The 12,867-nt window shown below is 67.8% G+C and carries 11 protein-coding genes; 5 read left to right on the plus strand and 6 right to left on the minus strand.

What is annotated here, in order from left to right; genetic code table 11:
- From WBL06_RS08120 to WBL06_RS08130, 3 genes are all read right to left on the minus strand, one after another.
- The coding region (locus WBL06_RS08120) for a biotin/lipoyl-containing protein (RefSeq protein ID WP_424455488.1) at window positions 1-466 on the minus strand (466 nt) is incomplete at its 3' end.
- A gap of 58 nt (window positions 467-524) precedes the next feature.
- Window positions 525-1,898 (minus strand): dihydrolipoyl dehydrogenase, encoded by a 1,374-nt coding sequence (gene lpdA / locus WBL06_RS08125; protein WP_424455489.1) that lies wholly within the window; start codon window positions 1,896-1,898, stop codon window positions 525-527.
- 93 nt (window positions 1,899-1,991) lie between these two features.
- Window positions 1,992-3,497 (minus strand): leucyl aminopeptidase, encoded by a 1,506-nt coding sequence (locus WBL06_RS08130; protein ID WP_424455490.1) that lies wholly within the window; start codon window positions 3,495-3,497, stop codon window positions 1,992-1,994.
- A gap of 91 nt (window positions 3,498-3,588) precedes the next feature.
- Here WBL06_RS08130 and WBL06_RS08135 point away from each other — a divergent pair, with 91 nt between their 5' ends.
- The 3 genes from WBL06_RS08135 to WBL06_RS08145 all read left to right on the plus strand — a co-directional run bounded on the left by WBL06_RS08135 (window position 3,589) and on the right by WBL06_RS08145 (window position 6,941).
- A complete protein-coding gene (locus WBL06_RS08135) occupies window positions 3,589-4,497 on the plus strand; it encodes a proteasome assembly chaperone family protein (protein ID WP_424455491.1) in 909 nt (302 codons plus the stop codon).
- A gap of 173 nt (window positions 4,498-4,670) precedes the next feature.
- Window positions 4,671-6,206 carry an RNA polymerase sigma factor gene (locus tag WBL06_RS08140; protein ID WP_424455492.1) on the plus strand — a complete coding sequence of 512 codons (1,536 nt, stop codon included), beginning with the start codon at window positions 4,671-4,673 and terminating at the stop codon, window positions 6,204-6,206.
- A 6-nt stretch (window positions 6,207-6,212) separates the two neighbouring features.
- On the plus strand, window positions 6,213-6,941 hold the full coding sequence (locus tag WBL06_RS08145; RefSeq protein WP_424455493.1) for a coenzyme F420-0:L-glutamate ligase: 729 nt from the start codon (window positions 6,213-6,215) through the stop codon (window positions 6,939-6,941).
- 36 nt (window positions 6,942-6,977) lie between these two features.
- Here the strand turns inward: WBL06_RS08145 and WBL06_RS08150 are convergent, their stop codons facing one another.
- From WBL06_RS08150 to WBL06_RS08160, 3 genes are all read right to left on the minus strand, one after another.
- On the minus strand, window positions 6,978-8,042 hold the full coding sequence (locus WBL06_RS08150; RefSeq protein ID WP_424455494.1) for an alanine racemase: 1,065 nt from the start codon (window positions 8,040-8,042) through the stop codon (window positions 6,978-6,980).
- Window positions 8,039-8,710 (minus strand): alanine racemase C-terminal domain-containing protein, encoded by a 672-nt coding sequence (locus tag WBL06_RS08155; protein WP_424455495.1) that lies wholly within the window; start codon window positions 8,708-8,710, stop codon window positions 8,039-8,041. Before WBL06_RS08155 ends, WBL06_RS08150 begins: the two co-directional genes overlap by 4 nt.
- Before the next feature lie 64 nt (window positions 8,711-8,774).
- Window positions 8,775-9,011 (minus strand): DUF7455 domain-containing protein, encoded by a 237-nt coding sequence (locus tag WBL06_RS08160; protein ID WP_424455496.1) that lies wholly within the window; start codon window positions 9,009-9,011, stop codon window positions 8,775-8,777.
- Window positions 9,012-9,235: 224 nt separating this feature from the next.
- Here WBL06_RS08160 and WBL06_RS08165 point away from each other — a divergent pair, with 224 nt between their 5' ends.
- The gene (locus WBL06_RS08165; RefSeq protein ID WP_424455497.1) at window positions 9,236-11,317 is read left to right on the plus strand and encodes a DNA gyrase/topoisomerase IV subunit B; all 2,082 of its coding nucleotides are present in this window, start codon (window positions 9,236-9,238) and stop codon (window positions 11,315-11,317) included.
- Complete coding sequence (locus WBL06_RS08170) at window positions 11,298-12,866, plus strand: hypothetical protein (RefSeq protein WP_424455498.1); 1,569 nt, start codon at window positions 11,298-11,300, stop codon at window positions 12,864-12,866. Before WBL06_RS08165 ends, WBL06_RS08170 begins: the two co-directional genes overlap by 20 nt.
- The last annotated feature ends 1 nt before the right edge of the window (window position 12,867 follow it).

The raw sequence follows: 12,867 nt of genomic DNA on the forward strand, positions 1-12,867 counted from the left end.
GCTCCGGGGCGGGCGCGGGAGCGGGCTCCGGTGCGGGTGCCGGCTCCGGGGCAGGTGCAGCCTCAGGAGCAGGCGCAGGTGCGGGTGCAGCCTCCTGAGCGGGGGCAGGTGCCGCTTCAGCAGCGGGGGCGGCCTCGGGCGCCGGAGCGGCTTCAGCGGCGGGTGCCGGTGCAGCTTCTGCAGCGGGTGCTGCGGCAGCCGGGGCGTCGGCAGGAGCCGCGGAACCCGAGCCGTCACCGATGGTCACCAGAACGGCGCCGACCTCGACGGTCTCGTCTTCTTGCACGAGGATCTGCTCGATCACGCCGGCGACGGGCGACGGGATCTCGGTGTCGACCTTGTCGGTCGAGACCTCGAGCAGCGGCTCGTCGACCTCCACCCGGTCGCCGACCTTCTTGAGCCAGCGGGTCACGGTGCCTTCCGTGACGCTCTCTCCAAGAGCCGGGAGGGTGACGGATTCGCTCATCAGCGGGTGCTCCTTCGAAGCCTGTGTGGATAGCTTAGCTACGCGTGATTCGCGTGGGTCAGATGCCGTGCAGCGGCTTGCCCGCGATGGCGAGGAACGCCTCGCCGAGGGCTTCGTTCTGCGTCGGGTGCGCGTGGATGTACGGCGCGATGTCTTCCGGGTACGCCTCCCAGTTGACCGCGAGTTGCGCTTCGCCGATCAGCTCGCCGACGCGCGCGCCGATCATATGCACGCCGAGCACCGGGCCGTCCTTCTGCCGCACCACCTTGACATTGCCGGAGGTGCCGATGATGTGGCTCTTGCCGTTGCCGGCGAGGTTGTAGTCGTACGTGGCGATGGCATCCGCACCGAACTTCTCGACGGCCTTCGCCTCGGTGAGCCCGATCGACGCCACCTCGGGGTCGGAGTAGGTGACCTTCGGCACATTGACGTCGTCGACGACGATCGGGTTCAAGCCCGCGATCTCTTCGGCGACGAAGATGCCGTGCTGGAACCCGCGGTGTGCGAGCTGGAGGCCGGGAACGATGTCACCGACGGCCCAGACGCCGGGGATGTTGGTGCGCAGACGTTCGTCGGTGAGCACGAATCCGCGGTCCATGTTCACGCCGACCTCCTCGAATCCGAGGTTCGCGGTCGAGGGCCCCCGGCCGACGGCGACGAGCAACAGCTCGGCTTCGACGGTGGAGCCGTCTTCGAGCGAGACGACGACGCCCGAGTCGTTTTGGGTGACTCCCGAGAAACGAACCCCGGTCTTGAAATCGATGCCACGCTTGCGGAATGCCCGCTCGAACGCCTTTGAGATCGCGATGTCTTCGTTGGGCACCAGGTTCGGGAGCGCCTCGATGATCGTCACCTCGGCGCCGAACGAGCGCCAGACGCTCGAGAACTCGACGCCGATGACGCCGCCCCCAAGCACGGCGACCTTCTTGGGCACGAAGTCGAGAGCCAGGGCCTGCTCCGAGGTGATGACCCGCCCGCCGATCTCAAGACCGGGCAGCGAGCGCGAGTAGGAGCCGGTGGCCAGCACGATGTTCTTACCGGTGACGGTCACGTCGCCGACCTGGACGGTCGTGGGCGAGGTGAGACGGCCTTCGCCCTCAATCGTGGTGATGCCGCGCGACTTGATGAGGCCCTGCAGGCCCTTCCACTTGCTGGCGACGACCTCTTCGCGGTAGCCGGTCACCGCGGCGATGTCGATGCCGCCGTACGTCGCGGTGACGCCGTACTTGGCGGACTCGCGGGTGACATCCGCCACCTCGGCCGCATGCAGCAGCGCCTTCGTGGGGATGCAGCCGACGTGCAGACACGTGCCGCCGACCTTCCCCTTCTCGATGAGCCCGACCGTGAGGCCCAGCTGGCTGGCGCGCAGTGCGGCGGCGTAGCCACCGCTTCCTGCACCCAGAACGACAAGGTCGAAGTTCTGCTCGGACACCCGGCGACTCCCTATTTGCGTGCGATTGCGGGCCAGGACAGAGGGTGGCGTGTGGCCCAGAAGGGCAAGGTGTTCCTTGCCATATAGACCCTACTACGGCGTGGAAAAGTCTTCAGCGAAGCGCAGCAGGGTGCGCACCGTGGTACCCGTCGGGCCCTTTGCGATGCCGCCGTGGGGGGAGCCCGGATTGTTCGCGACGCCCGCGATGTCGAGATGAGCCCACGGAATGCTGCGCTTGGCGTCACCGTCGCCGGTGCTGCCGACGAAGGTCTTCAGGAAGTGCGCGGCGATCAGCATGCCGCCACTGGTGTTGCCCGGCTTCGCGTTGGCGATGTCGGCGACGTCGCTGTCGAGCAGCGACCGCAGCTCGGGCGGCATCGGCATGTGCCACAACACCTCGCCGACCGCAGCCCCGGCGGCTACCAGCTTCTTCACGATCTCGTCATCGCCCATCACCGGGGTGAAGCGCTCGCCCATCGCCACCCGCGCTGCGCCGGTGAGCGTGGCGACGTCGACGATGGCATCCGGATTTTCTTCGCTCGCAGCGACGATGCCGTCGGCCAGCACCAGACGACCCTCGGCGTCGGTGTTGAGCACCTCGACGGTCGTGCCACCCCGCATCCGTAGCACGTCGTTGGGGCGTGTCGCGGCGCCCGACGGCATGTTCTCGGCGATGCACAGCCACGCGGTCAACCGCACGGGAAGAGCGAGCTGCGCGGCGGCGACGACGACGGCGAGGGCGGTGACGGCACCGGTCATGTCGTACTTCATGCCGACCATCCCTGCCGGCGGCTTCAGCGACAGGCCACCCGAGTCGAACGTGATGCCCTTGCCGACGAGGGCGAGGTGGCGGGTCGCGCCCGCGGGGGAGTAGCGCACGACGACGAGCCTCGGGGGACGTACCGACCCGCGGCCGACCGCCAGGATGCCGCCGAATCCGCCGGCCTCGAGCGCCGCTTCGTCGAGCACCTCGACATCGAGGGGCAGACCCTGCGCGACGTCGACCGCGGCGGCGGCGAGCGTCTCGGGATAGAGGTCCGACGGGGGAGTGTTCACGAGATCGCGCACCGTGTGGATGGCGGCGGCGACGGTCGACGCTCGCGCGACGACGCCCGCCGCGTCGTCGGCGATGGCGGCAGGGACGTGCACGACGATGTCGTCGGCCGGCGTCTTGGTGGTGCCGATCGTCGACACCCGGTAGCCCGTGTAGGCGTATGCGCCGATGCCGGCGCCCTCGAGAACGGCCAGGGCCTCGGCGCCGTCGGTGACCGGGAGGGCCAGGGCCAGCGAGTCGATTCCGGTGAGCTGGCGGGCGGCGGATCCGGCCGCGTACCGCAGCGAGTCGGTCGTGAGCGTTCCGGAACCCAGCCCGATGAGAGCGATGGATGCCGTGCTGCCGTCGAGCGGGGGCAGGCGACGAAGTTCGTCGACGCCGCCCGTCGCGGCGATGCCGGCGAGCGCGGATGAAACCGAGGGGAAGGCGCCGTCGCCGACGGCGAGTCGCGGGCCGTCGGCGGTCTTGCGCACCCCGAGCACGAGCACCTCCGCTGCGGTGCTGACGGGTTCGGCGGATGAGATCGAGAGCACCGGTACGGCCATCGGGCCATGCTAACCGCGTGTTCGCTTACGGCTTCACCGCCGCGACGCTGTTCTCCTGCGGTGGCCGCAGGCCCCGAAATAGAATCGGGGCATGCGAGATCCCGGCGGCTTGTACGACCTGTCGGTCGAGGCCGGCCAGGTTCCGCGTGACCTGCACCTCGTCGCGGGGCTGACCGGATTCACCGACGCGGGCGGCGCGGTCAGCCAGGTGAGCCAGTACCTTCTCGACAATCTCGAGATGAACGAGGTCGTCGCTTTCGACACCGACGCGCTGCTCGACTACCGGGCCCGTCGCCCGATCATGTTCTTCGATCAAGACCACCTGAGCGAATACAAGCCGGCGAAGCTGTCGCTGTATCTCGCCAAAGACGAGCTCGGGCAACCGTTCCTCTTCCTCACCGGGTTCGAACCCGACTTCCAATGGGAGCGGTTCACCGCGGCGATCGTGCAACTCGTCGAGAAGTACGGGGTGAAAGACACGACGTGGGTCAACGCGATCGCGATGCCCACCCCGCACACTCGACCGATCGGGGTCACGGTGAGCGGCAACCGGCTCGACCTGATCGACTCCCTCTCGATCTGGAAGCCGCGCACGCAGGTTCCGTCGAACGCGCTGCACCTGCTCGAGTACCGGCTGCAACAGCTCGGGCATCCGACCGCCGGGTTCGTGCTGCTCATCCCGCACTACCTGTCTGACACCGAGTTCCCGCAGGCGGCCGTCACGGCGCTCGAGAGCATCAGCGCCGCAACCGGGCTGATCTTCCCCACCGACAGACTGCGCGAAGACAACCGGGAGTTCCTCGCCAAGGTCGACGATCAGGTGCACGGCAACCAGGAGTTGGAGCGGCTTGTGGGCGCCCTTGAAGAGCGGCACGACAGCTACATGGAAGAGAACCCACTTCCTTCGCCGCTGATGGACTCCAGTGGCGAGTTGCCGTCGGCCGACACGATCGCCGCAGAGCTTGAGAAGTTTCTGGCGAACCGCCGCGACGACCTCTGATCCCGGCGGCCGTGACGAGCCGGGTGCAAGCCGGTCGCTGCGGAGTGTGAGAGAATGATCGTTCAAGACCCGGTCGGGTCCTCGAGGTTTCCGTTGGAAACGCGGGGGACTTGACAAGGGTCTTAGTAATGCCCGGAAATGCCGGCCCATTCGGGCCGCGGAAGGGAACCCGGATGGCCGCCCGATCCACCTCGAAGACCACTGATTCGAAGAGCACTGATTCGAAGAGCACTGATTCGAAGAGCACTGAGAAGAAGTCCCCGGCAAAGGACGACACTGCCGTCGCCACCGCCACCAAGCGCGCTCCTGCGAAGACCGCCGCCAAGCCGGCCGCGGATCAGGCGCCCGCGAAGGCACCGGCCGCGAAGGCACCGGCCGCGAAGGCACCGGCCGCGAAGGCCGCTGTTACGAAGCCTGCTGCCGCGAAGGCTCCTGCGGTGAAGACCCCTGCGAAATCGGGCGCTTCCCAGGCCGCCGCTAAGGCTCCGGCCAAGGCGTCGCGCGCCAAGGCGGCGCCCGCCGGCGAGGTCGAAACCATCGACGACATCGACGATGTCGAGATCGACCCGACCGAGGTCGAAGAAGTCGAGGTCGACGACGAGGTCGTCGTCGTTGACGACGAAGTCGAAGTCGAGAAGCCCGCTGCCGGTCCGAGCGTCGACGAAGACGCCACCGACGGTGACGACGACGAAGACGACGACAAGCCGATCGAGGTGCTCCCGACGGGTGCCCTGCGCCTGTCGATGACCGACGACGAAGACGAAGTTCCCGTCTATTCGGCAGCGATCACCGGCGCGACGGCCGACCCGGTCAAGGACTACCTCAAGCAGATCGGCAAGGTGGCGTTGCTGAACGCCGCCGAAGAGGTCGAACTCGCGATGCGCATCGAGGCGGGCCTGTTCGCCGAAGAGAAGCTCTCGCATATGGCCGACAGCGAGAAGCGCAGCCAGCTGGGCCGCGAACTCACCTGGGTGGCCCGCGACGGCCAGCGCGCGAAGAGCCACCTGCTCGGTGCGAACCTCCGCCTCGTCGTCTCGCTCGCGAAGCGCTACACCGGTCGCGGCATGCAGTTCCTCGACCTCATTCAGGAGGGCAATCTCGGCCTCATCCGTGCGGTCGAGAAATTCGACTACACCAAGGGCTTCAAGTTCTCGACCTACGCCACGTGGTGGATCCGCCAGGCCATCACCCGTGCGATGGCCGACCAGGCCCGCACCATCCGCATCCCGGTGCACATGGTCGAGGTCATCAACAAGCTCGCCCGCGTGCAACGTCAGATGCTTCAGGATCTCGGCCGCGAGCCCACGCCGGAAGAGCTGTCGCGCGAACTCGACATGACCCCCGAGAAGGTCATCGAGGTGCAGAAGTACGGCCGCGAGCCGATCTCGCTGCACACCCCGCTCGGCGAAGACGGCGACAGCGAGTTCGGCGACCTGATCGAAGACACCGAGGCGGTCGTGCCGGCGGATGCCGTGGGCTTCACGATGCTGCAGAAGCAGCTCGAGAGCCTGCTCGATTCGCTTTCCGAGCGCGAGGCGGGCGTCATCCGCATGCGCTTCGGCCTCGGCGACGGCATGCCGAAGACGCTCGACCAGATCGGCGACACCTTCGGCGTGACGCGCGAGCGCATCCGCCAGATCGAGTCGAAGACGATGGCGAAGCTTCGCCACCCGAGCCGCTCGCAGTCGCTGCGCGACTACCTCGAGTAAGCCCACGTGGACGTTCCCTACGACGAGAACCGCGTGCGGCCCCGCGAGGTCGAGGTCGACGGCGTTCGGTATGAGCGCATCCCGATCAAGACCCATGTGGTGCTGCCGGGCGAGCCGTTGCACCCGGTGATCGAGAAGTACGCGCTCGACCACCTTCAGGACGGCGACTGGCTGTTCATGACCGAGAAGATGGTCGCCGGCTCCCAGGGCCGCGCCTATCCGGTCGCCGAGACGAAAGCCCGGCCGCTGGCCGTCTGGCTCTCGAAGCGTGTGGTTCGTACGCCGTGGGGCATCGGCCTCGGCATCCCCGAGACGATGGAGTGGGCGATCCGCGAGGTCGGCACCCCGCGCATCCTGTTCGCCGCCGCCGTCTCGGTGATCACCAAGCGGTTCGGTCGCACCGGCGACTTCTACCGGATCGCCGGCACGAAGGCGCGCGGCATCGACGGCCCCGGCTACCCGACGATCCCGCCCTACGACGAGATGGTCGTGCTCACCGCCGCGAAGCCGAAGCAGACCAGCGAAGGCGTTCGGGATGCCGTGGCCGGGTGGGGCAAGCGCGTCGACGTCTTCCTCGTCGACATCAACGACATCGGCGGCAACGTGCTCGGCTCGACCACCGATCGCGCGACCGAGCTGTTGGTGGCGCGCATCTTGAAGGACAACCCCATCGGCCAGGGCCACGAGTCGACCCCGCTCGGCATCATCCGCCGCGCCCCCTCGGTGGTCGAGTAGCCCGCGAAGCGGGCGTATCGAGACCAGCCCCGCGGCCTACTCGTTGAGGTAGACCCGGGGAATGCGGGTGGACGCGCGAGCGAGGATCTCGTCGCCGATCGTGGCCGCCCACCGCGCCCAGTCCTCAGCGGTCGGCTCGCCGTGGTCCCCGGGGCCGTAGATCACGGCGACATCGCCCACCTGATCGTGGCGGGTCGCCCCCACGAACGTCTCATCGACGTGGATGACGAACACACCGGCCCGGCGGTCGCCCAGCAGCACCTCGGCGCCTTGCCCGCTCGGCGCATCCGGAGTCGCGGTCGGAGGAAGGCCGTCGGCCGAGCCGATTCCGAGCACCGCGTAGTCGCCGTGCAGTCGAACGATCTCCGCCGTGACCGTCATGGGGGCGCGCATGCCCAGACCCCGCGCATCGACGTCGTCGAACGGCGAGACTCCGTAGGCGGCGATGCCGAATCGCACGAGATCGAAGCGTGCTGCAGGCATTCGGATGCCGGCCGAAGACGCCGCGAGGTGCAGCAACGGGCGGTCGGGGCCGGCCATCGGCACTCCGATACCGGCGGCCACGGCGATCGCGGCCCGGAATTCGGCCAGGGCTGCGGCATCGTCGTCGGGGGAGGCGTCGGCGAGGTGTGACCACAGTCCGGCGAGGCGCACTCGACCGGCTTCCTGAAGGTCGAGGGTCGCCCGCACGAGCTCCGGCCAATCTTCCGGGCTCGCGCCATTGCGGTGCAGGCCGGTGTCGATCTTCAGGTGCACGGATGCCACGCCGGCATCGGCGATCCGCCGCAGTTCGGTGAGCGACGACACTCCGAGGTCGACACCCGCCTCGATCCCCGCGCGAAAGTCGGTCTCTTTCCCATGCAGCCATGCGAAGACTTGCGCGTCGATTCCGGCGGCGCGGATCGCCAATGCGGCGGGGACGTCGAGGACGGCGAGAGAGTCGGCACCGGACTCCAGGGACGCGCGGGCGATCGGCAGCATCCCGTGGCCGTAGCCGTCGGCCTTGACTGCGAGCATCGTGCGCGCCGGTGCGGCCAGGGCGGCGAGGGTGCGAACGTTGTGGCGGAACGCGTCGAGGTCGATCTCGATGCGGGCGCTCATCGAACGCTCCGTACGACACGCGACGCGATCCCGGCGGTGAGCGTTCGCTGCTCGCGCTCGGTCCAGTAAGCCCAGTCGATCGCCGACGGCTCCCCGCGCGCGGGATCGCCGAATAGCACGGCATCCATACCGAGATCGACCTCGGCGTCGCCGACGTCGAGCACGAACTGGTCCATCGCGATGCGCCCGACGAGCGGGAACGTCGTGTCACCGACGAGAACGCGGGCGCGATTGGATGCCAGCCGCGGCACACCGTCGGCGTACCCGAGCGCGACGAGAGCCAGCTGGGTCGGCTGAGCGGTGCGGTACGTGTAGCCGTAAGACACTCCGGAATCGGCAGGCACCTTTTTCACGGCGACGACTTCGCCGACGACCGACATGACGGCCCGCCCGTGTTCATCGTCATCGAAGCCATAGGCCCGCGAGGCTGACAATGGAGGCTCGTGATCGAACCGCACGGCCTCGCGACGGAACCCGGCAGCGACGGCGACCGCGGCATCCTGTTCGTTGCTGACGACGATCTCTGCCACGCCCGCATCGAGCGCCGCGGGGGCAATGAGAGCCAGTCCATGGCCGAATGCATCGGCGCGTGCATCGAGCACATCGCCTGGCCTGTTCGCTGCGAACGCGTCGAGGTCGATCAGCGCTCGACGGCGGATTCCAGACACCCGCCCATCCAAGCACCAGAAACGACGAAGGCCCCGGCGAACCGGGGCCTTCGTGCGAAGTCGATCAGTCGGAGACCGGCTGAAGTAGTCGGCTCGACTCGTCGTGCCATTCCAGCGCGACGGGCTGCAGCTTCTCTTTGAACTCGGTGGCGTGGTGAGCGCAGAAGAGCAGCTCGCCGCTCGCGAGGGTGGCCTTCACGTAAGCCTGCGCCCCGCAGTAGTCGCAACGGTCGAGGGCGCTGAGCAGGGGCGTTCCGAGTTCGAGCTCATCGACCGAACTGTCGGATGCGATGTGCGACATGTGCTCCTCCTCGGGTTGAGATCGGTGTTCCGTGACTCCATACAAGCACGCAGCTGTGTCAGACATGTGTCATGAGCGTTGCATTTCGCTCTCGGCGCACCCGGGAATAGCTCGGAACCGCGGCAACCGGGCGTCGTGCGGGGTGGGATACCGGGCAGGGTCGTCGCCCGGGGTTAGTCTGATCGACGGCCAACTTCCAGAATGTCTCGACAGGAGCAGAACCCGTGGCGAGCGACGACTATTCCGCCCGTCATCTGTCGGTGCTCGAAGGTCTCGAGGCGGTGCGCAAGCGCCCTGGGATGTACATCGGGTCGACCGACTCGCGGGGCCTCATGCACTGCGTCTGGGAGATCATCGACAACGCGGTCGACGAAGCGCTCGGCGGCTACGGCTCACGGATCGACGTCACCTTGCATCCCGACGCGAGCATCGAGGTGCGCGACACGGCCCGCGGCATCCCGGTCGACATCGAACCCAAGACAGGGCTCTCGGGTGTCGAGGTCGTGTTCACGAAGCTTCATGCCGGCGGCAAGTTCGGCGGGGGATCGTATGCCGCATCCGGCGGTCTCCACGGCGTCGGAGCGTCGGTCGTCAACGCCCTGTCGGAACGGCTTGACGTCGAGGTCGATCGCGACGGGGCCACGTGGGCGATGTCGTTTCACCGCGGCGAACCGGGGATCTTCGAGGATGCTGGCGAACCGAGCCCCGACGCGCCGTTCACGCCGTTCATCTCGGGCAGCGAGCTGCGCAAGATCGGCAAGGTCGCGAAGGGCGTCACCGGCACTCGCATCCGCTACTGGGCCGACCGGCAGATCTTCACGAAGGGCGCCGAGTTCCAACTGGATGAACTCTCCGCCCGTGCCCGGCAGACGGCGTTCCTCGTGCCGGGCCTCACCCTCGAAGTCGTCGACGAGCGTGGCGAAGAGACCCAACGTGAGACGTTCCGATTCGACGGCGGCATCGCGGAGTACGTCGGCTACCTCGCTCCCGACACTCCGCTCACTGACACGTGGCGCATCCAAGGCACGGGCACCTTCACCGAGACGGTGCCCGTGCTGCAAGAGAACGGCCACATGGTACCGACCGAGGTCGCGCGCGAGGCCGAGGTCGACATCGCGCTGCGCTGGGGTACCGGGTACGACACCGTGTTCCGTTCCTACGTCAACATCATCGCCACCCCGAAGGGCGGCACCCACCAGTCGGGATTCGAGCAAGGGCTGATGAAGTTCCTGCGGTCGGAGATCGAGAAGAACGCGCGGCGGCTCAAGGTGGGCGCGAGCGAGAAACTCGAGAAGGAAGACATCCTCGCCGGTCTCACCGCCGTGCTCACGGTTCGCCTGCCCGAGCCGCAGTTCGAGGGGCAGACCAAGGAGATTCTCGGCACCCCGGCGGTGCGCACCATCGTCTCGAACGTCGTGGCGAAGGCGCTGGCCGAGAAGTTCGCGAGCAACAAGCGCGACGACAAGGCCCAGTCGGCGCTCGTGCTCGACAAGATCGTCGCCGAGATGAAGAGCCGCATCTCGGCTCGGGCGCACAAAGAGACGCAGCGCCGCAAGAACGCCCTCGAGTCGTCGTCGCTGCCGGCGAAACTCGTCGACTGCCGGTCGAACGACGTACTCGGCACCGAGCTGTTCATCGTCGAGGGTGACTCCGCGCTCGGCACGGCGAAGCTCGGGCGCGACAGCGAGTTCCAGGCGTTGCTGCCCATCCGCGGCAAGATCCTCAACGTGCAGAAGGCGTCCGTGGCCGACATGCTCGGCAACGCCGAATGCGCCTCGATCATCCAGGTCATCGGCGCCGGCTCGGGCCGCTCGTTCGATCTCGAGCAGGCCCGCTACGGCAAGGTCATCATCATGGCCGACGCCGATGTCGACGGCGCGCACATCCGCACGCTGCTGCTCACGCTGTTCTTCCGTTACATGCGCCCGATGATCGACGCGGGTCGGGTGTACTCGGCGGTGCCGCCGCTGCACCGGGTGATCGTGCTGAACCCCGGGTCGAAGCCCAACGAGACGATCTACACCTATTCCGAGGCCGAGCTCAACGCCGTGCTGAAGACCCTCGAGAAGGGCGGCAAGAAGTACCAGGACCCGATCCAGCGCTACAAGGGACTGGGCGAGATGGATGCCGACCAGCTCGCTGAGACGACCATGAGTCGACGGCATCGCACCTTGCGCAAGGTGACCGTCGGCGATGCCGACAACGCCACGCGCGTCTTCGAACTGCTCATGGGCAACGACGTCGCCCCGCGCAAAGACTTCATCATCGCCGGCCAGGGTCTCGACCGTGACCGGATCGACGTCTGACCCGAGCGCGTTCTACGGGTCGCGCGGGCGGCTCGCTCTCGCAGTCGCGGTTTCCACGCTCGTCGTGGGGGCGCTGACACTGCTCGTCTTCCTGATGCGGGCGGGCGGAGATCCGGGGGATGCGGCGACCTGGCCGATCACCTGGGAGTTGCGCTCCAGCGACAACGGCACGCTCTTTCAGTTCTGGCAGGACGTCGCCGCCGGGCGCGCGCTCGACTGGAGTTTCTCGCCCCAGGTGTTCGTGTTTCCCGAGCTGCTGCTGAGCGGGGCCGCCTTCTTCGCGGCAGGCGGAAGCCTCTACGTCTACTACGTCGTCGTCGCGATGCTGAACCAGGTGGTGCTCTTCCTGCTGCTGGCGGCTCTTGCCCGGCACCTGTGGCCGGAGGCGAGCCCGCGCGCCGTGACCTTGCGGGCCGGTGCCGGCATCCTGCCTCTTCTGCTGTTGCCGCTGGTCGGCACCACCTGGGTGTTCTCGTTCCACCTGGCCCCCACCTACTACGTCGGAATGTATCTGGCGTTGCTCGCCGCTCCCTTGCTGTTCTTGGTGCGCACTCTCGCGGTGAGGGTCGCGCTCGTGCTGGCGATCGGGCTCACCGTCGCGTCGAATCCGTTGACCGTGTTGTTCGCGGTGCCCGGCGCTCTCGCCGTCGCTATCGCGGTGCTGGTGCGGTCGGGTCGACGATCCCTCGCCCTACCCGCGCTGCTCGTCGCCGCGGTGGGTGCTATCGCGGTGGTCGGGCGGCTCGCGCTCGGCCCGCTGCAGGGCACGGGACTGCTCACCTACGTCGACCTCGAACGCTTCCGGTCGCGAAACGACGGCCTGTGGCCCTACTGGTCGTTTCAGATGATCGACCCCGCGGCCCGGGTGCTGCTTCCCCTCGGGGCGCTCCTCGCGGTCGGATGCCTCGGGGCCGCCGTCATCGCGTGGGTGCGGCTGGCGGGTCGCACGACCGACGCCGGCGGTCGCAGCTTCGCGACGCTCTACTTCGGTCTCGTGCCGTTGGGCGGGCTCGCCGCGACCGTCATCGCGCTGATCACCCACCAGTACTACTTCTGGCCCGTGCTGGTGCTTCCGTTCGTTCTCGTGTTGCTCGCCGTACCGGTGCGGGCGGTCGAGCCGGTCGTCGTAGGCGGTGCCGCGGCGTTGCTGGTGCTCGGCGTGGCGACCGGCGGGGTCACGAACCTGGCGAGTGCGGGTGGCTACGTCGGCTACCGTAGCGCCGAGACGCGCTGTCTTGATGAAGTGGTGCCCGGCCAGGTGGGCTTCGCTACCTTCTCCGATGCTCGCCGGATCGGCCTGCCGTCGGCGACCGGCATCCGGCTGATTCCTGTCACGGCCGACCTCGCACCGAACCTCTGGCTCACCAACCGCGCGTACGCCCTGGAGTCGGGCACGTTCTTCTACGTCAACGAGTCGGGTGACGAACGGGCTCTCGATGGCGACGCTCTGCGCGCCCGATTTGGTCGGCCCGACCGGGTCGTCGCCTGCAGCGAGGGCCAGCGACTCTGGATCTACGACGAACCGCTCACCGTCGGCGCTGACGAGTAGG

This window comes from Pseudolysinimonas sp., from assembly GCF_049651805.1.
Lineage (GTDB): Bacteria > Actinomycetota > Actinomycetes > Actinomycetales > Microbacteriaceae > Pseudolysinimonas_A.